Here is a 19,698-nt window from a genome sequence, read left to right as displayed (position 1 = left end):
GGGGACGCCGGGGCGATCAGTCCACGAGGAGGGCGGGCTCCTCCAGCACCGCGGCGACGTCGGCGACGAAGCGGCTCATGCCGTCGCCGTCGATCACCCGGTGGTCGAAGGATCCGGCGACCGTGGTCACCCAGCGCGGACGGACCTCGCCGTCCACCACCCAGGGCTTCTGCGCGATCGTGCCCATCGCCACGATGCCCGCCTCGCCGGGGTTGATGATCGGGGTGCCCGCATCCATCCCGAACACGCCGATGTTCGTGATCGTGATCGTGCCGCCCTGCTGGTCGGCGGGGGTCGTCCTGCCCTCGCGCGCGGTCACCGTCAGGCGGTTCAGGGCCCGGGCCAGGTCCTTCATCCCGAGCTCCTGGGCGTCCTTGATGTTCGGCACGATCAGGCCGCGGGGGGTTGCGGCGGCGATCCCGAGGTTCACGTAGTGCCGCACCGCGATCTCCGCGCCGCCATCGGTGTCGATCCACGCCGCGTTCACCATCGGCGTCCTGCGCACGGCCCAGATCACCGCACGGGCCATGATCAGCAGCGGGGAGACCTTGATGTCGGCGAAGTCCGGCGAGGCCTTGAGCCTCCGCACCAGCTCCATCGTGCGCGTGGCGTCGACCTCCTTCCACACCGTCACGTGCGGCGCGGAGTAGGCGCTCTGCACCATCGCGTTGGCGCTCGCCTTGCGCACGCCCTTCACCGGGATCGCCTCGGTGCGCGCGGGGTCGCCGACGGGCTGGATGCCCCGGGCGAGGCCCACCGGCGCCGGGGCGGGCGCCGGGACGGTCTCCTCGCGCACGTCACCCCACTCCGGGGTCTGGATGTTGCGGAACACGCTCGCCTGCGACGCGACCCTCATCACGTCGTCGCGGACGATCTCCCCGTCGGCGCCGGTCGGCGTGACCGTGGTGAGGTCGACCCCGAGGTCGCGGGCGAGCTTGCGGATCGGCGGCTTGGCGATCACGCCGGCCGAGGAGCGCACCGGGCGCTCGGCGGGCTTGCGGCGGCGCGAGACGGCCTCTCCTCCGTTGCCGTATCCCACGAGCACCGATCCGGATGCCGCGGCGGGCGCCTCCGGTGCGGCGGGCGCGGGGGCGGCGGCCTCCGCCTCGGTGAGGAACGTGATGATCGGGGTGCCCACGTCGATCGTGCGACCCTCCTCGACCAGCAGCTCGCCCACCATGCCGGCATGCGGCGATGGCAGCTCGACGAGGGACTTCGCGGTCTCGATCTCGCAGATCACGTCGTTGACGGCGACCGCGTCGCCGGGTGCGACCTTCCAGGCGACGATCTCGGCCTCGGTGAGACCCTCGCCGACGTCGGGCAGGGTGAAGGTCTGAGTGCTCATATCTGAATCCTTACTCACCGGCGGTCAAACGGCGGACGGAACGGGCTGCGGCCCGCCCCGATTCCCTCCGAGGACCGGGGTCTCAATACGCGAGCGACCGGTCGACGGCTTCGAGGATGCGATCGGCATCCGGCAGGTACGCCCCTTCGAGCTTCGCAGCGGGGAACGGCGTGTCGAAACCGGAGACACGCAGCACGGGGGCCTCGAGCGAATAGAAGGCGCGCTCCATGACGGTCGCGGCGACCTCGCTGCCCAGGCTGGTGAACCCGGGCGCCTCCTGTGCGTAGACCATCCGCCCGGTGGATCGCACCGAGTCGAGGATGGGCCCGTAGTCCACGGGCGAGAGGGAACGGAGGTCGATGACCTCGCAGCTGGTGCCCTCGGCGTCGGCGAGCGCGGCCGCCTGCAGCAGCGTGGTCACCATGGCGCCGTGGCCGACGAGGGTGACGTCGGTGCCGCGCCGCACGACGCGGGAGGCGTGCAGCGGGGCCGCGGACGCCTCGAGCTCGACCTCCCCCTTGGGCCAGTATCGGCTCTTCGGCTCGAGGAAGATCACCGGATCGTCCGAGGCGATCGCCTCCTGGATCATCCAGTAGGCGTCGTTCGGGGTCGACGGCGACACCACCCGCAGACCGGCGGTGTGCGTGAAGTACGCCTCCGGGCTCTCTTGATGGTGCTCGACCGCGCCGATGTGCCCGCCATAGGGGATGCGGATCACGACGGGCATCGAGATCGCGCCCTCGTGACGGTTGGTGAGCTTCGCGAGCTGCGTGGTGATCTGGTCGAAGGCGGGGAACACGAAGCCCTCGAACTGGATCTCGCACACCGGGCGGAAACCGGCCATCGCCAGGCCGATGGCCGCGCCGACGATCCCCGACTCCGCGAGGGGCGTGTCGATCACCCGACGGTCCCCGAAGTCGCGCTGCAGGTGCTCGGTCACACGGAACACGCCGCCGAGGCGTCCGATGTCCTCGCCCATCAGCAGCACGCGGGGGTCGTCCTCCAGCGCCTTGCGCATGCCGGCGTTGAGGGCCTTCGAGAAGGGCATGGTCTCCACGGTCATCATGCGCCCCCTTCGAAGGATGCCTCGTAGTTCCGCAGCCACTCGCGCTGCTCGTCCATCAGCGGATGCTGCTCGCTGTAGACATGGGCGAACATGCTGTCGGGGTTGGGCGACGGCAGGGCGACGGTGCGTGCCCGCAGATCCTCCGCGGCATCCGCGGCCTCGGCGTCGACCTCCGCGAAGAGGGCGTCCGAGGCGCCGCGCCCCTGCAGGAACGCGCGCATCCGGGCGATCGGATCGCGCTGCGCCCACTCCTGCTCCTCGGCGGACGCCCGGTACTTGGTGGGGTCGTCGCTCGTGGTGTGTGCGCCCATCCGGTAGGTGACCGCCTCGATCGCGCGGGGGCCGCCGCCGGCCCGCGCTTCGTCGAGCAGTGAGCGCGATACCGCGTAGCTGGCGAGCACGTCGTTGCCGTCCACGCGCGCCGCGGGGATGCCGTAGCCGGCCGCCCGACCGACGAGGGGCACCTTCGACTGGGTCTCGACGGGCACGGAGATCGCCCAGTGGTTGTTCTGCAGGAAGAACAGCACGGGGGCGCCGTAGCTGGCGGCGAAGACCATCGCCTCGTGCACGTCGCCCTGACTGGAGGATCCGTCGCCGTAGTAGGTGACCACAGCCTCGTCGCGCTCGGGGTCTCCGGTGCCGCACTTGCCGTCGAACACCAGGCCCATCCCGTAGCCGGCGGCGTGCAGGGTCTGCGACGCGAGGACGAGCGTGTAGAGGCGCACGTTGCCGTTCTTGGGATCGGTGGGATCCCATCCGCCGTGCGAGACGCCGCGCATCAAGCGAATGATGTCGAGCGGATCGACCCCGCGGATGCGGGTCACGACGTGCTCGCGGTAGGACGGGAAGATCGTGTCCTGCGGGCGGGACGCATGGGCCGAGCCGACCTGCGCCGCCTCCTGGCCGCGGCTCGGCGGCCAGAGGGCGAGCTGCCCCTGCCGCTGCAGGTTCGTGGCCTGGGTGTCGATCGCCCTGATGACGACCATGTCCCGGTAGAACTGCTCGAGCTCCGCATCGGAGAGCGCGGAGATCAGCGGGAGATACTGCTCGGCGGCTTCGGACGGGAGGAACCGTCCGTCGGCGTCCAGGACGCGCACGAGGGGGGTCTCGGGGAAGGTCACCGTTCTACGCTACCCCGGCCTCCGCGGTGGGGACTGGAGGGTCGGCACAACGGATTCCGAGGTCTCCCGTGGGTTGTCCACGGTTTCATGCCTTCGGAGGCATGCACCGCCCTCCCCCCGCCCGACCGCTATCGCAGCGACGTGTGCCGCTCGACCGCGCGCCCGCCCCACCAGGCCATCAGCGCGGCGACGGCGACGCTGGTGAGCACGAAGCCCAGACCGAGCACGTGCGGTGCGGCGTCCGACCCGCCCGGCGCGGTGAGCGCGGCGACGAAGTCGTCCAGCATCCCCCGTCCAACGAGGGTCCCGGCGTCCTGGCCGGTCATCACGACACCGACCGGGACGAAGAGGATGGCGGCGAGCGTGACGATCTGCATGACGAAGTAGAGGATGACCGCGCCGAGCACGGGGGCGCCGAAGCCGAGGTGGTTGAAGCGCCCCTGTGCGCCGATGGACATCACCGCCGCCCCGACGATCACCAGATAGGCGGCCATGAGCAGGAGGGCCGCCGCGGAGGACCAGAGCATCCAGGGCTCGACGGCCGAGAACGCGCCGCGGACGAACCCGAACGGCTCCTGCCCCTGCGACAGCGAGAACGCGACGGCACCGCCCAACAGGCACAGCACCGTGATCATGAGCGCGACGACCGCTGCGACGAAGCCGTAGAGCACCTTGGCGGTGAACAGCGTGCGCCCGCGCACCGGGATCGTCATCGTGAAATACCCCTCGCGTCCGTACATCGTGCGCCAGTAGTTCTCGATGAGCATGCCGAGCACCGCGGGCGTGATCACGGCCGCGACGATGAGCCCCATCGTCAGGCCGATGTCGCCGACGACCGGGATGCGGAGCGCCGCGAGCGCGAACGACACGACGATGACGAGCAGGGCGATCCCGACGCCGGTGGACAGGTTCTTCCATGTCGCGCGGAGTTCCTGCGCGAAGAGCGTGCCGATCATGCGGAGTACACCTTCCTGAACAGCGCGTCGAGGCTGATGCCGTGCTCCTCGCGGAGCTCGTCCGCCCCTCCGTGGAGCAGCACCCGGCCGGCGCGGAGGAACAGCACCGAGTCGACGATCGACTCGACGTCCTGGATGAGATGGGTCGAGACGAGCATCAGCGCGTCTTCGTCGAAGTGGGAGAGGATGCCCCGCAGGATGACGTCGCGGGAGGCGGGATCCACCCCCGAGATCGGCTCGTCGAGCAGGTACACCCGCGCCCGGCGGGACATCGCCAGCGAGATCTGCAGCTTCTCGCGCATGCCCTTCGACATCTCCTTGAGGGTGTGATCCCAGGGGAGCCCGAAGAAGTCGATCATCTCCCGCGCCTTCGCCTCGTCGAAGTCGGGGAAGAAGCGCGCGTACTGGGCGATCGAGTCGGCGGGCTTGTGCATGTCCGGCAGGAACGAGGCGTCGGGGAGGAACGACACCATCGCCTTCGACGCCGGTCCCGGCGCGTGGCCGGCGACCCGCACCTCGCCCTCCCATTCGGCGAGCACCCCCGCCAGCACCTTGAGCAGCGTGGTCTTGCCCGAGCCGTTGTCGCCCATCAGGCCGACGATCTGCCCGGGGGCGAGGCTCAGGTCGAGACCGTCGAGCGCGGGGCGTCCGCGGTACGACTTGGTGAGGCCGGCGACCTCGATCGCGAGCGGCGTCTGCACGTTCATCAGGCGTCCTTTCCGTTGCGGATGTTGTCTTCGTGGGCGTCCCAGCGACGCGCGAGCAGATCGGCGGCGTCGGAGAGGGTCATGCCGAGACCGCGGGCCGCGGACACGAACCCGTCCGCGGTCGACTCCGCGAGCGCGGCGCGCCCTCCGGCCACCGCTCCCTCATCGGCGGTGACGAACCTCCCCGCCGTGCGCTCGGTCGTGGTGAGGCCGAGCCTGTCGACCTCACCGAGCGCCTTCTGCACCGTGTTGGGATTGACCCCGAGCTCGAGAGCGAGCTCGCGGACCGACGGCACCTTCGCGCCGGGCCGCCACTCGCCCGCGGCGATGCGGCGCCGGAACTCGTCGACGAGCTGCGCCCAGATCGGACGGGAGTCATCGATGCGCATCAGGCTCCTCGGGTCGTCGTTGTTGTCTCACTGTATTACAACAATCATACAGTTGCAACATCCGGGCTCGCCGAGCGCCGCGACCGGTCGTGGGGCGAGTACGACACGGTCGTCGGGGGAGCGCGGCAAGACGAAACGCACACCACCGTTTCGTCTCCACCGCTCCGCGGCTCTGCTCAGCCGGATGACACCCAGCCGGACGACACGCGCTCCGGGGTGACGCTCAGCGCAGCGAGGCGGCGACGGCGATCACGCGGTCGATCGACTCCTCTTCGCCGACGGAGATGCGCACCCCGTCGCCGGAGAACGGGCGCACCATCAGGTCGGCGGCGTCGAAGGCCGCCGCAGCCTCGTCGGTGCGCTCACCGGCGGGCAGCCACACGAAGTTCCCCTGCGCGTCGGGCACGTCCCAGCCCGCGTCGCGCAGCCCCGCGACCAGGCGCGCACGGCGCTCGGTGATCACGGCCACGCGCTCCAGGAGTTCCTCCTCGGCGTCGAGGCTCGCGATCGCGGCGCGTTCGGCGGCGCTCGTCACCGACAGAGGGATGCCCGTGGTGCGGGCGGCGTCGAGCACGCGCGGATGGCCGATCGCATAGCCGATCCGCAGCCCGGCGAGCCCGTAGGCCTTGGAGAAGGTGCGGAGCACGACCACGTTCGGGTGGCTCTCGAAGATGCGCTCACGCAGCCCGTCGACGGCGTCGGGGGCGGTGACGAACTCGGCGTAGGCCTCGTCGAGCACGATGAGCACGTCCTGGGGGACGCGTGCGAGGAAGGCCGCGAACTCCGCGCTCGTGACGATCGGCCCGGTGGGGTTGTTCGGGGTGCAGACGATGATGACGCGGGTACGGTCGGTCACCGCGTCGGCCATCGCGTCGAGGTCATGCCGGGCCCCGGGGGCGAGCGGCACCTGCACGCCGGTGGCCCCAGCCACGAGGGGCAGCCCCGGGTAGGCCTCGAACGAGCGCCACGCGTAGATCACCTCATCGCCGACGGAGGCGGCGCCGAGCACCAGCTGGTACAGGATCGACACCGATCCGGCCGCCACGTGCACGGCGTCGGGGGCGACGCCGAACCTCTCGCCCAGCCGGGCGCGGAGGGCGCCGGCCGTGGCATCCGGATAGCGGTTGATGGGCGTCGTGCGCTGCAGCGCCGCCTGCACGGAGGGCAGCGGCTCGAACGGGTTCTCGTTGCTCGACAGCTTGAAGGCGTCGGGGCCGGCCTGCTTGCCCTGGCGGTACGGCGGCAGGGCCGCGATCTCGGGACGGATGCGGGGCAGGTTCGGCTCGGTGGTCACGGTGTCGAGTCTAGGACCGCGTCGTTCTCCGGGCGGTCGCCGATCGCGGGGTCTCCGGGGGTCGCGGGACGGATGGGATACGCTGGCGCTGGATTCCACGATGCGGATGTTCCGTTACGACGACGAAGGGACGGCCCCATGGCCGCTGGCGAACAGGAGCGCGTCAAGTCCGTCACGCGCGTGTTCAGTCTGCTGGAGCTGATCGCCGACGCGGGCGGGGATGCGACCCTCAGCGAGCTGGCGACGGCCGCGGATCTGCCGCTCCCCACCATCCACCGCCTGCTGCGCACGCTGGTGTCGCTGGGCTACGCCCGGCAGCTCGCGAACCGCCGATACGCGCTCGGACCGCAGCTGGTGCGGCTCGGCGAGGTGGCGAACCGCCAGTTCGGGCGCATAGCGATGCCCCAGCTCAAGGAGCTCGTCGAGCGGCTCGGCGAGACCGCGAACCTCGCGACCATCGACGGCGACCGTGTGATCTACGTCTCCCAGGCCCCGTCGCCGCACGCGATGCGCATGTTCACCGAGGTCGGACGCCGCTCCTACATGCACTCGAGCGGCGTGGGCAAGGCGATCCTGTCGCAGCTGGACGACGCCGAGGTGCGGGAGATCGTGGGCCGCGCCGGCATGCCGGTGGCCACTCCGCACACGCTCGGCACGGTCGATGCGCTGCTCGACGATCTGGAGACCAGCCGCCGCCGCGGCTACGCGATCGACGACGGGGAGCAGGAGATCGGCGTCCGTTGCTACGCGATGGCCGTGCCCGGGATGCCGATCCCGACGGCGGTCTCCGTGTCGGGTCCGGTGGCCCGCGTCGGCGACGACTTCGCCGAGAGGGCGATCCCCGTGCTGCGCGAGGTCGCCGCGGAGATCGGACGCTCGGTCGCCGCGGGCTGACCCCTCGCGCGGCGTCGCAGCCCCGGAGCCCGAGGGCCTCAGGTGCGGGGCCCGTCGCCGAAGGACCCCAGCCGTGCGAGCTGCACGCGCGACACGGCGCCGCTCTTCGCGTAGAGCGCGCCGACGTGGGTCTTCACGGTGGTCAGACCGATGTGCAGCCGCACGGCGATCGCCTGGTTCCCGAGCCCTTCGGCGAGGAGCGCGAGCACCTCGCGCTCACGATCGGTGAGCGCGGCGGGATCGAGCGCCGCCCCCGGACGCTTCTCGTTCCGCTCTCCGTCGCGTCGCGCCGCGGTGTAGCCCGCGATGACGCCCCCGGCCACCGCCGGGTCGATCACGTGCCGGTCGGCGGCGACGTGGTGAACGGCCCTGATCAGCTCCGCACCGTTCGTGGTCTTCAGCAGATACCCGTGCGCGCCCGCGGCGAGCGCGCGGGCGATGAGGTCGTCGGAGTCGAAGGTGGTGAGGACGAGCACCCGGCTGGTGGTCTCCGACGTGATCCGCTCAGTCGCCCAGATGCCGTCGGTGCCGGGCATCCGCAGGTCGACGAGCGCCACGGCCGGCTCCAGGCGATGGCAGGCGGCGAGCGCGCCGAATCCGTTCTCGGCCTCGCCGACGATCTCGATCCCGGGGTCGGTGCCGAGGATCGCGCTCACGCCGCTGCGCACCGCCTCGTGGTCGTCCGCGACCAGCACGCGCACGGGGCCGATCACGATCCGCCTCCCCCGGATCGCGGGAGGCGGATCGCGGCCCGCCATTCCGCCCCCTCGGCGGCGGCCTCGAGGGTCGCGCCGACGCCGCCGAGCAGCAACCGCGCGGCGCCGATCCCCAGCCCTCCGACGGGAGCGCCCTCGTCGCCCCGCCCGCGCCGGTTGTGCACCTCGACGGCGAGGGCATCGGCGCCGCCGGCGTCCGGCCCGACCGACACGGCGACCTCCCCCTCGCCGTGCTTCGCCGCGTTCGCGACGAGCTCCTCCAGCACCCGCAGCACGACCCGAGCCCGCGACTCGGGCTCGGCTTCCAGCGCGGAGAGCAGTCCGGCCCGTCCGGCGCCGCGCCAGGAGAGGCGGCGCCCGGCGGGCAGGAGCCTGCCGAGCGCGGCGAGCTGCTCGTCCGGGCGCGCCGGCGCCGGGTCCTCGATGTCCCACGACGCGGTCAGCACGCCGATGAGGTTCCGCAGCTCGCGGTGGGCCTGATCGGTGCCGCGCTTCGCCTGGTCGAGGCTGCTCTGCAGCGCTGCGGAGCCGCCGGGCGCCGCGATCCGGTCGGCCTGCAGCTTGGCGGCCTCCACGTGCAGCCCGGCGACGGCGATCTGGTTCGCCACGAGGTCGTGCAGTTCGTGCGCGATGCGATGCCGAAGCTCTCGGGTCTCCGTCGCGTGCTGCACGGTCATGACGGTGCGGGTGAGCAGCCGCTCGCTGCGCACGTTCCATCCCCAGAGGCCCGAGATCGAGAGGATGAGCGCCCACTGCACGGCCACCGTGACGATCGCGGGGTCGTCCGGGCGCAGCACCAGCAGCACGACCGCGACCACGAGCGCGGCTCCGAGGGCGCCGCGGAGGAGCATCCGCACCGCACGGCTGCTCCCGTGGTTGACCGCGGAGTAGGCGAGATCCGTCATCACCACGACGACGCCCAGGCTTCCGCCGCACAGCACGTCGATCACGGCGACGGCCGTCCCCGCCGTCAGGGCGAGCAGCGGATGCCGCGACCGCTGCGTCGCAATCGCGGTCATCGCGAGGAGCGTGGCGAGGAAGACCCCTGGCGGCGCGTCGTCGACGACGGCGACCGGCGCCCAGATGCGGATGCCGCCGATCGCGAAGAGCACCAGCCCGACGAGCAGCCACAGCACCGCGATCGCGGCGTCGCGGGTCGCCGGCCGCGCCGTGATCCGGTGCCACCAGCGCATGCCCATGCCTCCATCCTGACCGAGCCGCGCCGGGGGCGCCTCCTCCGAGCGGAGGAGGAGGTGCGGCCTCCCGCAGGATCCGTCCGGGTGCGGACGTCGCGACGCTGGAGGAATGACTCCCATGCTCCTCGGCATCCTCATCTGCGAGATCGGATTCTGGGCGGTGCTCGGCGGCGGGCTGGCGGCGCGCTATCTGCTGCGCTGGCGGCGCTTCTCCACCGTGCTGCTCCTCTGCGTGCCGCTGCTCGACGTGGCCCTGCTCTCCTTCATCTCCTGGGACCTGCTGGTGAACGGCGCGACGGCCGACTTCACGCACGGGCTCGGCGCGGTGTACCTCGGGTTCACGATCGCGTTCGGGCATCAGATCATCCATCGCGTCGACGCCCGGTTCGCCCATCGGTTCGCCGGGGGCCCCGAGCCGGCGAGGCCGCCGAAGTCCGGCATCCCGCAGCTGCGGTACGAGTGGGGGCAGTGGCTGCGGATGCTGCTCTGCGCGGCGATCGCGAGCGTGGTGCTGGGCGGGATCATCCTCCTCGTCGGCGACCCCTCGCGCACCGAGCAGCTCGCCGGATGGTTCTGGCGGGTCTGGCTGGTGACGGGGGTCTGGCTCATCGGGTGGCCGGGGTGGTTGAGTGTGAAGCAGCTGGGTGCGGGACAGGAGGCCTCTCGCCCTTGACCGGCGGCCCGATTCCGCCTAACATTCCCAAAATAGAAGATCGTTTCCGAATCTCGGAAAATTCGGTACCGGTATCACCCTCGACGACGAGAATGATCATGACTCGAGCTCGCGGCCGGAATCCGATCCGCAGCCCGTCCGCCGGATCAGAGGAGTTCGACGCATGACTGACACCGCCGTCACCGTGAACGGGGAGCGCCGCGCGCTCACCGGCACCCCCGCGCACACCACGGCGCTCGACTGGCTCCGCGACCGCGGGCTCTCCGGCAGCAAGGAGGGCTGCGCGGAGGGCGAGTGCGGCGCATGCGCCATGCTGCTCGCCACGCCGTCCGAGAACGGGGGCACCGCCTGGACCCCCGTGAACGCCTGCCTCGTGCCGGTCTACGCCCTCGACGGACAGGAGATCGTCACCGCCGAGGGGCTCGGATCGCCCGAGGCGCTGCACCCCGTGCAGGAGAAGCTCGCCGAGGCCGGGGGGTCTCAGTGCGGCTACTGCACACCCGGATTCGCCTGCAGCATGGCCGGCGAGTACTACCGGGAGGACCGCGCACCGGCATCCGGCGGCGAGGGACACGAGGAGGGCTGCCCGGCGCACGACGCGGAGCACGGGCCCAACGGCTTCGACCTGCACGCGCTCAGCGGCAACCTCTGCCGCTGCACCGGATACCGGCCGATCCGCGATGCGGCCTACACGCTCGGCTCCCCCGCCGCCGAGGATCCGCTGCAGCAGCGCCTCGCCGAGCCCGCTCCCGAGCCCGTCGCCACGGCGGCCGAGGTCGACGGCGCCCGCTTCATCCGCCCGTCCACCCTCGCCGAGGCGCTGCGGATGCTCCGCGACGAGCCCGACGCGCTGCTCGTCGCGGGGTCGACCGACTGGGGCGTCGAGGTCAACATCCGCGGGCGGCGGGCTCCCCTCGTCGTGGCGATCGAGCAGCTCCCCGAGCTGCGCACCCTCGACGTGCACGACGACGCGATCGAGATCGGCGCCGCGCTCCCGCTCACTGAGATCGAGCGCCGACTCGCCGGTCGGGTGCCGCTGCTCGCCCAGCTCTTCCCACAGTTCGCCTCGCGCCTCATCCGCAACCGCGGCACGATCGGCGGCAACCTCGGCACCGGATCACCCATCGGCGACACCCCGCCCGCGCTGCTCGCCCTCGACGCCCGCGTCGTGCTGGCCTCCGCCGACGGCGAGCGGGAGGTGCCGCTGTCGGAGTACTTCACCGGCTACCGGCAGTCGGTGCGCGCCCGCGACGAGCTGATCCGGGCCGTGCGCATCCCGCTGCCACTGGCGCGGGTGACCGCCTTCCACAAGATCGCCAAGCGCCGCTTCGACGACATCTCCAGCGTCGCCGTCGGGTTCGCCCTCGACATCGAGGACGGCGTGGTGACCGGGGCCCGGATCGGACTCGGCGGCGTGGCTGCCACCCCGCTGCGCGCCACCGCGACCGAGCAGGCGCTCATCGGACAGCCGTGGAACATCGCCACCGTCCGCACGGCCTCCGAGATCCTCCGCGGGGAGGGCACTCCGATGTCCGATCACCGCGCCAGCTCGGAGTACCGCTCCCTCATGCTGGGCACCGCGCTGCTGAAGCTCTACAGCGCCACCGTCATCGAGTCCAAGGAGGTGTCGGCATGAGCTCCCTGGCCGACCGCCCGTCCGATCCCGTCGTGGGGATCCGCGCGCCGCACGAGAGCGCCGCGTTGCACGTCACCGGTGCCGCGAAGTACACCGACGACCTCGCCGCCGAGACCGCGGGCGTGCTCACCGCCTGGCCGGTCCAGTCCACGAACGCCCATGCGAAGGTGACGATCGACGTCTCCGGCGCCTACGAGGTTCCCGGTGTCGTCCGGGTGCTCACCGCCGCCGACGTCCCGGGGGTCAACGACGCGGGCATCAAGCACGACGAGCCGCTGTTCCCCGACGAGGCCATGTACTACGGGCACGCACTGGTGTGGGTGCTCGGCGAGACCCAGGAGGCCGCTCGTCTCGGCGCGGAGCGCGTCGTCGTGGAGTACGAGCCGCTCCCCTCGTGCATCACCGTGCGCGAGGCGATCGAGGCCGGCTCCTTCCAGGGCGCCGAGCGCACCGTGCGACGCGGCGACGCAGCAGCCGCGCTCGCCTCCTCCGCGCACGTCTTCGAGGGCGTCTCGGAGTTCGGCGGCCAGGAGCACTTCTACCTCGAGACGCAGGCGTCGCTCGCCGTGCGCGACTCGGAGGGGCAGTACTTCATCCAGTGCTCCACCCAGCATCCGTCGGAGGCGCAGGAGATCGTCGCCCATGTGCTCGACATCTCGTCGAGCCAGGTCACCGTGCAGTCGCTGCGGATGGGCGGCGGCTTCGGCGGCAAGGAGATGCAGTCGCACGGCTTCGCCGCGATCGCGGCCCTCGGCGCCAAGCTCACCGGGCGTCCGGTGCGGGTGCGCCTGAACCGCACGCAGGACATCACGATGACCGGCAAGCGGCATCCGTTCCACATCTCCTGGCGGGTCGGGTTCGACGACGACGGGATGCTGCAGGCGATCGACACGGTGCTCACCGCCGACGGCGGATGGAGCCTCGACCTCTCCGAGGCCGTCCTCGGCCGCGCGCTCTGCCACCTGGACAACGCCTACTGGATCCCGAACGTGCACGCCGTCGGCCGCATCGCGAAGACCCACAAGACGTCGAACACCGCCTTCCGCGGATTCGGCGGCCCGCAGGGCGTGTTCCTCATCGAGGACATCCTCGGCCGGGTCGCCCCCGCACTCGGCATCGACTCGCTCTCACTGCGCGAACGCAACTTCTATCAGCCGGGGCAGAGCACGCCATACGGGCAGCTCGTCAAGGACGCGCAGCGGATGCCCACCATCTGGGGACAGCTCTGCGAGGAGGCCGACGTCGCCGCGCGCCGGGCGGAGATCGCCGCCTTCAACGCCGGCAGCCCGCACGTGAAGAGGGCCCTGGCGGTGACGCCGATCAAGTTCGGCATCTCCTTCAACTTCGCCGCGTTCAACCAGGCGGGCGCCCTCGTGCACGTCTACAAGGACGGCTCGGTGCTCATCAACCACGGCGGCACCGAGATGGGGCAGGGGCTGCACACGAAGATGATGCAGGTCGCCGCGACCGCTCTCGGCCTCGAACTGCACCAGGTGCGGCTCGCCCCGACCCGCACCGACAAGGTGCCGAACACCTCCGCCACCGCGGCGTCGTCCGGCGCCGACCTCAACGGCGGCGCGGTCAAGAACGCGTGCGAGCAGATCCGCGAGCGCCTGGCCGCCGTCGCCGCGGGGATGCTCGGTGCGAACGCCCTCGACGTGCGCTTCTCCGGCGGATACGTGACCGCGCTGGGACGCACCGGACGGTTCTCCTTCGCGGAGGTCGCCGAGGCGGCGTACATGCAGCGCGTGCAGCTCTTCGCCGCGGGCTACTACCGCACCGAGGGCCTGCACTGGAACCCGGAGATCATGCAGGGCTCGCCCTTCAAGTACTTCGCGTACGGGAGCGCGGCGACCGAGGTCGAGGTCGACGAGTTCACCGGCGCCTACCGCGTGCGCCGGGTGGACATCGTGCACGACGTGGGCGACTCCCTCTCCCCGATGCTGGACATCGGGCAGATCGAGGGCGCATACGTGCAGGGCGTCGGCTGGCTGACCCTCGAGGAGTTGCGGTGGGACGCCACCGACGGGCCGCACCGCGGGCGGCTGCAGACCCAGTCCGCCTCCACCTACAAGCTGCCGAGCTTCTCGGAGATGCCCGAGGCGTTCAACGTGCGGCTGTTCGAGGACGCCCGCGAGGACGGTGCCGTGTACGGGTCGAAGGCCGTCGGCGAGCCGCCCTTCATGCTCGCCTTCAGCGCCCGCGAGGCGATCCGCGAGGCCGTGGCCGCGTTCGGGCCCGCCGGGCACATGGTCGAGCTGGCCTCGCCGGCCACCCCGGAGGCGGTGTTCTGGGCAGTGCGCGCGGCGCAGGGCGCCGGTGCCGCCGAGGGCGCCGACCGCGAGCTGGCGGCGGTGCGCTGAGCCGCGGCCATGGACTGGCTGGACGCACTGCAGCAGCTGCGCATCCGACGGGTGCCGGCGGTCGTGGTGACCCTGGCGATGGTGCGGGGCCATGCCCCGCGCAACGGCGGCGCGAAGATGGTGGTCGCCGCCGCCGAGGTGCACGGCACGATCGGGGGCGGCAACCTCGAGGCGACCGCGATCGAGCAGGCCAGGAGGATGCTGGAGCGCGGCGCCGCCGAGCCGGAGCTGCTCACGCTGAACCTCAGCGACAAGGCGGTCACCGAGTACGGTGTGCAGTGCTGCGGAGGAGAGGTGACCATGCTGCTGGAGCCCATGCGGGTCGTCCCGACCGTCGCCGTGTTCGGGATCGGCCATGTCGGCCTCGAGCTCGCGCGGGTGCTCGCCCGGCACGAGCTCGATCTGCGGCTCGTCGACTCCCGGCCCGAGATGCTCGCCGCGTCGCGCATCGGCGAGCCCGGGAGGTCCGGTCCGCTCGGCGACGCGGTCGCCCGGGTGTCCGTGGTGACGGCGCCGGTGCCCGAGGCCGCGCTCGCCGACCTTCCGGAGGGGGCGCACGTGCTCGTGATGACCCACGACCACGCCGAGGACCTCGCGGTCGTGGACCAGGCGCTGCGCACCGGGGGCATCGGCTCGATCGGGCTCATCGGCTCGGCGTCGAAATGGACGCGGTTCACGAAGAAGCTGCGCGAGCTGGGGCACGACGACGCGGCGCTGGCCCGGGTGGCGACGCCGATCGGCATCCCCGAGGTGACCGGCAAGCAGCCCGCGGCGATCGCCGTGAGCGTCGCCGCCCGGCTGCTGCAGCTCTTCGACGAGGCCGCCCGTGTCGGCTGAACCGCCACCCGCGGCCGGGGAGGCCCCGGTTGGGCGGGGTGGCATCCCGCAGCGTGGCGAGCCGCAGCGTGGCGAGCCGCAGCGTGGCATCCCGCAGGGTGGCGAGCCGCAGGGTGGCGAGCCGCAGGGTGGCGGCCCGCAGGGTGGTCAGTTTCGGCAGGTTTTGGCGCGAATTCCTGCCGAAACTGACCACGCAATCGGAAGCGGCGGCGGCGCCGAGCGGCGCACGGGCGACGTGACGCGCGAAGCGGGAGCGGCGGCGGGCCGCGCGCTCGTCACGGGGGCCGGCACGGGGATCGGACGCGCGGTCGCGCGGGCGCTGCTGGATGCGGGATTCGGCGTCACGCTGGCGGGGCGGCGGCGCCAGCCGCTCGAGGAGGCTGCGGCGGGGCATCCGGATGCTCTGGTCGTCACCGCCGACGTGACCGATGCGATCCGCGTGGAGGAGCTCTTCGCCGCGCACGCGGCGCGGTTCGGGCGGCTCGACGTGCTGTTCAATAACGCGGGGACCTTCGGACCCGCCGCGGACGTCGGGGACCTGGACCCCGCCGACTGGGACGCCACCGCCGCGGTGAACATCACCGGAGCCGTGCTGTGCGCAGGGGCCGCGTTCCGGATGATGCGGGCTCAGACCCCGCAGGGCGGCCGCATCATCGACAACGGGTCGATCTCGGCTCAGACTCCGCGCCCGCGCTCCGTGGCCTACACCACCACCAAGCACGCGATCGCGGGCCTCACGAAGTCGATCGAGCTCGACGGGCGCGCCCACCGCATCACCGCCACGCAGCTCGACATCGGCAACGCCCGCACGGGCCTGGTCGACGCCCTCGTGGGCGACGGCGCGCTGCAGGCCGACGGATCACGGCGCATCGAGCCGACGATGGATGTCGCCCACGTCGCGGAGCTCGTCGTCCGGCTGGCCCGCCTCCCGCTCGAGGTCAGCGTGCCGCAGCTCACCGTCACCGCCGCCGGCATGCCCTTCATCGGCCGCGGCTGACGCCGCCCCGCGGCCGGGTCCCCCCGGTCCCGTCTCTTCGTCGCGGAGCACGCTTTCCCACACCGAATGCCGGAGCACCCGAGCACCCGGGGCCCACGCTAGCGGCGCGCGAACGCGAAGGGCAGCGTGACGAGGGAGAGCGCAGCCGCGATGAGCAACGCCGGAGGCAGCGCGAGCGCGGTCGCGATCGCGCCGACCACCACCGCGCCGATCCCCGTCCCCGCGTCGAAGCCGATGTTCCACACCGCGCTCGCGACCACCTGATCGCGCCGGGCGACCGCGTCGAACGACACCGCGAGCGTGAGGTTCTGCAGCGCGCCGTATCCGATGCCCGCGAGCGCCATGCCGCCGAGCAGCAGCCATTCCCGCCCCGGGCCGGACACCCCGGCCGCCGCGAGCACGAGTCCGATCGCCGTGCTCAGCACGAAAGGCCAGAGCAGTCGACGGGCGCCGATCCGGTCGGCGAGGTGCCCGATGCGCCACCGGGTGAGGGCGGCGAGCCCCGTGAGGAGGAGGAGCCCCACGATCGTGGTCGCCGCGTTCGACGACGCCTGCGGCACGAAGGTGATGAGCGCTCCGCCGGCGATCGTCACGCCCAGGAGCAGCAGCACCGGGGGCACGAGCCCGCGGATGCGCCGCAGCCCGCCATGCGGGTCGGCCCGCCCCGCATCGGCGTGGACGGGCAGCGTGTCCAGTCGGCGCCCCAGGCCGACGGTGGACGGGATGCCCAGCAGGGGCACGGCCGCCGCGGCGAAGACGGCCGCGAATCCCACCTGCTCGGCGATCCAGGGCGCGAGGGGCACGAGCACCACCTGCGGCAGGGCGATCCCTAGACCGAAGACGCCGATGGCACGGCCGCGCCGTGCGGGCTCGACCAGCTCGGCGAGGGCGCTGCTGCCGGCCACCGTGATCACCGCGAACCCGGCGCCGCGCACCGCCGCGATCCCGAGCACCGCGGGAAGCCCGTCAGACAGGATGTTCAGCGGCGCGGGGACGCCGAGCAGCACGAGTCCGGCGACGAGCACGGGGGTCCAGCCGAAGCGGCGTAGCGCGGCCGGCACGAACAGCTGCACGAGAACGGTGCAGAACATGAACGCCCCGGTCACCCAGCCCACGCCGATGGCGTCCGCACCGCCGTGGGCGGCCCAGAGCGGACCGACCGGGAACAGCAGGGCGTACCCCGCGAACCCGGCGGCCATCATCGCGATCAGCGCGAGCATCCCCGGCTCACGCCAGACGGGTCGCGTCGTGGTCTCGGGCATCCCGACATTCTCCTCTCCGCACCCCACCCCACCGCCGCAACCACTCGCCTGTTCGTCACAGAGTGCGTTTTCCCGCCCCGGATTCCGGCACTTTGCGACGAATAGACGGGGAAGAGGCAGACGGGGAAGAAGCAGACGGGGGCGGCGGGGACACACCGCGCCCCGATCCGTCGCGGACCGGGGCGCGGTGCGGCTGAGTCCTGCTAGCCGGCCAGCAGGCTCTCGATCGGGCCGCGCACGAAGTACAGCGCGAATCCGACGGCGACCACCCACATCAGCCAGTGCACCTTGCGCGCGCGGCCGGAGAGGGCGTTGATCAGGGCCCACGACACGAACCCGACGCCGATGCCGTTGGCGATCGAGTAGGTGAGGGGCATCGTGACGATGGTGAGGAAGGCGGGCAGAGCGACCGAGAACTTGTCGAACCGGATCTCGCGGATCTGCCCCATCATCATCGCGCCGACCACGACGAGGGCGGCGGATCCGACCTCGATCGGGACGACGAGCGTGAGCGGCGTCAGGAACATCGACAGGAGGAACAGCACGCCGACCACCAGCGAGGCGAGCCCGGTGCGGGCGCCCTCCCCGATGCCGGAGGCGCTGTCGACGTAGACGGTGTTCGACGACGTGGACGTCGCACCGCCGGCGACCGCTCCGAGACCCTCGATCACGAAGGCCGAGCGGAGGCGCGGGAACGTGCCGTCCTTGTGCGCGAGGCCGGCGTTCTTGGCGAGGCCGGTCATGGTGCCCATCGCGTCGAAGAAGTTGGAGAACACCAGGGTGAAGACCAGCATCACCGCCGACAGCGCACCGACCCGGCCGAACGAGCCGAACAGGTCGAACTGGCCGACCAGCCCGAAGTCGGGGAGCGTCACCAGCGTGGAGGGCAGCTCCGGGATCGTCATGTGCCAACCGCCCGGGTCCTTCACACTCGGGCCCAGCTTCATGATCGACTGCACGATGATCGCGACGATCGTGGTCGCGACGATGCCGATGAGGATGCCCCCCGGCACCCTCCGGGCGACCAGGATGCCGATGACGACCAGCCCGATGATGAAGATCAGCGTCGGGACCGAGGCGATCGACCCGCCGTCGCCGAGCTGCACGGGCGGGCCCGCCGGCGTGCGGTTGACGAAGCCCGAGTCGACGAACCCGATGAAGGCGATGAACAGGCCGATGCCGACCGTGATCGCGGCCTTGAGCGCCTGCGGCACCGCCTTGAAGATCGCGGTGCGGGCGCCGGTGGCTCCCAGCAGCACGATGATGATGCCGTTGATGACCACCAGCCCCATGGCCTCCTGCCAGGTGACCGATCCGACGACCGACACGGCGAGGAAGGAGTTGATGCCGAGGCCGGCGGCGATCGCGAACGGCAGCCGGGCGAAGACGCCGAACAGGATCGTCATCACACCGGCGGTGAGACCGGTGGCCGCGCCGATCTGCGCGCCCTGGAGCGCATGGCCGACGACGTCCTCCGTGCCGCCGAGGATGAGGGGGTTGAGGATGACGATGTACGCCATCGTGACGAACGTGACGATTCCTCCGCGGATCTCGCGTCCGACGGTGGAACCGCGTCTGGTGATCTCGAAGAAGCGGTCGACCGCGTTCTTGGGGGCGGGCTCGGGCTTCGGCGCATCCGCTTCTTCGCGGAGCTCGGCGGTCTGAGACATAGGGATGTGCTCTCCTGCTCGGATGGACTGAGCGTCGTCGCTCAGTAGTCGATGCGAGTGGAGGTCTGGTTCCACTCGGTGAAGGGCGCGACGCGCTCATCGGCGGGCAGCGGTTCCTGCGCGACCGGCATGACCTCCCTGTCGGAGGCATCGCCCTCGAAGTAGCGGTAGAAGACCGCGTCGTCGAAGCCCGCGTCCTGCGCGTCGTTGCGGTCGGCGGCGAAGTACACGCGCTCGATCCGCGCCCACAGCGACGTGGCGAGACACATCGGGCACGGCTCACAGCTGGTGTAGAGCACGGCGCCCGTGAGATCGAACGTGCCCAGCCCCTGGCAGGCGTTGCGGATGGCGGTGACCTCGGCGTGCGCCGACGGGTCGAGGTTGGCGGTGACGCGGTTGACGCCCTCGAACACCTGTCCGTCCGCCGACACGACGATCGCGCCGAAGGGTCCGCCTTCGTTGCGGACGTTGTCCGTCGCGAGGGCGACGGCGCGGGCGAGGTACTCGGCCGGCGTGGGCTGAGAGGCCGTGGCATCAGCGGAGGCGATGGTGTTCATGTCGAGAGCTTCCTTGCTG

Annotated in this window: 18 protein-coding genes; 6 read left to right on the top strand and 12 right to left on the bottom strand. The window is 71.7% G+C overall.

Annotation, left to right across the window (positions count from 1 at the left end; genetic code table 11):
• Window positions 1–16: 16 nt before the first annotated feature.
• The 7 genes from ABWO84_RS03925 to ABWO84_RS03895 form a co-directional block, all read right to left on the bottom strand.
• Window positions 17–1,345 (bottom strand): dihydrolipoamide acetyltransferase family protein, encoded by a 1,329-nt coding sequence (locus tag ABWO84_RS03925; protein ID WP_353112732.1) that lies wholly within the window; start codon window positions 1,343–1,345, stop codon window positions 17–19.
• 82 nt (window positions 1,346–1,427) lie between these two features.
• Entirely contained in the window at window positions 1,428–2,408 is a 981-nt protein-coding gene (locus tag ABWO84_RS03920) for an alpha-ketoacid dehydrogenase subunit beta (protein ID WP_353112730.1), read from the bottom strand.
• The gene (locus ABWO84_RS03915; RefSeq protein WP_353112728.1) at window positions 2,408–3,532 is read right to left on the bottom strand and encodes a thiamine pyrophosphate-dependent dehydrogenase E1 component subunit alpha; all 1,125 of its coding nucleotides are present in this window, start codon (window positions 3,530–3,532) and stop codon (window positions 2,408–2,410) included. Before ABWO84_RS03915 ends, ABWO84_RS03920 begins: the two co-directional genes overlap by 1 nt.
• 128 nt (window positions 3,533–3,660) lie before the next feature.
• Entirely contained in the window at window positions 3,661–4,488 is an 828-nt protein-coding gene (locus ABWO84_RS03910; protein ID WP_353112726.1) for a hypothetical protein, read from the bottom strand.
• Window positions 4,485–5,195 carry an ABC transporter ATP-binding protein gene (locus tag ABWO84_RS03905; RefSeq protein ID WP_353112724.1) on the bottom strand — a complete coding sequence of 237 codons (711 nt, stop codon included), beginning with the start codon at window positions 5,193–5,195 and terminating at the stop codon, window positions 4,485–4,487. Before ABWO84_RS03905 ends, ABWO84_RS03910 begins: the two co-directional genes overlap by 4 nt.
• Entirely contained in the window at window positions 5,195–5,584 is a 390-nt protein-coding gene (locus ABWO84_RS03900) for a GntR family transcriptional regulator (protein WP_353112722.1), read from the bottom strand. Before ABWO84_RS03900 ends, ABWO84_RS03905 begins: the two co-directional genes overlap by 1 nt.
• Window positions 5,585–5,807: 223 nt before the next feature.
• Window positions 5,808–6,878, bottom strand: coding sequence for a histidinol-phosphate transaminase (locus ABWO84_RS03895; RefSeq protein WP_353112720.1), 1,071 nt, complete (start codon window positions 6,876–6,878; stop codon window positions 5,808–5,810).
• A 138-nt stretch (window positions 6,879–7,016) separates the two neighbouring features.
• Here ABWO84_RS03895 and ABWO84_RS03890 point away from each other — a divergent pair, with 138 nt between their 5' ends.
• Window positions 7,017–7,772 (top strand): IclR family transcriptional regulator, encoded by a 756-nt coding sequence (locus ABWO84_RS03890; RefSeq protein ID WP_353112718.1) that lies wholly within the window; start codon window positions 7,017–7,019, stop codon window positions 7,770–7,772.
• Between the two features lie 38 nt (window positions 7,773–7,810).
• On the opposite strand, the gene ABWO84_RS03885 is transcribed toward ABWO84_RS03890, so the two are convergent.
• Together ABWO84_RS03885 and ABWO84_RS03880 are read right to left on the bottom strand one after the other, a co-directional pair.
• Complete coding sequence (locus ABWO84_RS03885) at window positions 7,811–8,485, bottom strand: response regulator (RefSeq protein WP_353112716.1); 675 nt, start codon at window positions 8,483–8,485, stop codon at window positions 7,811–7,813.
• Window positions 8,482–9,687, bottom strand: coding sequence for a sensor histidine kinase (locus ABWO84_RS03880; protein ID WP_353112714.1), 1,206 nt, complete (start codon window positions 9,685–9,687; stop codon window positions 8,482–8,484). Before ABWO84_RS03880 ends, ABWO84_RS03885 begins: the two co-directional genes overlap by 4 nt.
• A 106-nt stretch (window positions 9,688–9,793) precedes the next feature.
• Between ABWO84_RS03880 and ABWO84_RS03875 the strand changes: the two genes are divergently transcribed.
• The 5 genes from ABWO84_RS03875 (at window position 9,794) to ABWO84_RS03855 (ending at window position 16,190) form a co-directional block, all read left to right on the top strand.
• Window positions 9,794–10,357: a hypothetical protein gene (locus ABWO84_RS03875; RefSeq protein ID WP_353112712.1), complete on the top strand. Its 564-nt coding sequence runs from the start codon at window positions 9,794–9,796 to the stop codon at window positions 10,355–10,357.
• A gap of 163 nt (window positions 10,358–10,520) precedes the next feature.
• Window positions 10,521–11,993, top strand: a complete 1,473-nt coding sequence (locus ABWO84_RS03870) for a xanthine dehydrogenase small subunit (RefSeq protein ID WP_353112710.1) — start codon at window positions 10,521–10,523, stop codon at window positions 11,991–11,993.
• Window positions 11,990–14,356 carry a xanthine dehydrogenase molybdopterin binding subunit gene (gene xdhB, locus ABWO84_RS03865; protein WP_353112708.1) on the top strand — a complete coding sequence of 789 codons (2,367 nt, stop codon included), beginning with the start codon at window positions 11,990–11,992 and terminating at the stop codon, window positions 14,354–14,356. The genes ABWO84_RS03870 and xdhB overlap by 4 nt, the downstream gene beginning before the upstream one ends.
• Before the next feature lie 9 nt (window positions 14,357–14,365).
• Window positions 14,366–15,193 carry a xanthine dehydrogenase accessory protein XdhC gene (xdhC, locus tag ABWO84_RS03860; protein WP_353112706.1) on the top strand — a complete coding sequence of 276 codons (828 nt, stop codon included), beginning with the start codon at window positions 14,366–14,368 and terminating at the stop codon, window positions 15,191–15,193.
• A 235-nt stretch (window positions 15,194–15,428) separates the two neighbouring features.
• Entirely contained in the window at window positions 15,429–16,190 is a 762-nt protein-coding gene (locus ABWO84_RS03855; protein ID WP_353112704.1) for an SDR family oxidoreductase, read from the top strand.
• Window positions 16,191–16,288: 98 nt separating this feature from the next.
• On the opposite strand, the gene ABWO84_RS03850 is transcribed toward ABWO84_RS03855, so the two are convergent.
• The 3 genes from ABWO84_RS03850 to ABWO84_RS03840 all read right to left on the bottom strand — a co-directional run bounded on the left by ABWO84_RS03850 (window position 16,289) and on the right by ABWO84_RS03840 (window position 19,679).
• Window positions 16,289–17,452 (bottom strand): MFS transporter, encoded by a 1,164-nt coding sequence (locus ABWO84_RS03850; RefSeq protein WP_353112702.1) that lies wholly within the window; start codon window positions 17,450–17,452, stop codon window positions 16,289–16,291.
• Window positions 17,453–17,655: 203 nt separating this feature from the next.
• Window positions 17,656–19,122, bottom strand: coding sequence for an NCS2 family permease (locus ABWO84_RS03845; RefSeq protein ID WP_353112701.1), 1,467 nt, complete (start codon window positions 19,120–19,122; stop codon window positions 17,656–17,658).
• Window positions 19,123–19,163: 41 nt separating this feature from the next.
• Window positions 19,164–19,679: a nucleoside deaminase gene (locus ABWO84_RS03840; protein ID WP_353113205.1), complete on the bottom strand. Its 516-nt coding sequence runs from the start codon at window positions 19,677–19,679 to the stop codon at window positions 19,164–19,166.
• Window positions 19,680–19,698 lie beyond the last annotated feature (19 nt).

Source organism: Microbacterium sp., from assembly GCF_040394595.1.
Classification (GTDB): Bacteria; Actinomycetota; Actinomycetes; order Actinomycetales; family Microbacteriaceae; genus Microbacterium.
The sequence above is the reverse complement of the archived record's forward strand: the minus strand, read 5'-3'. Positions and strand labels throughout refer to the sequence as shown.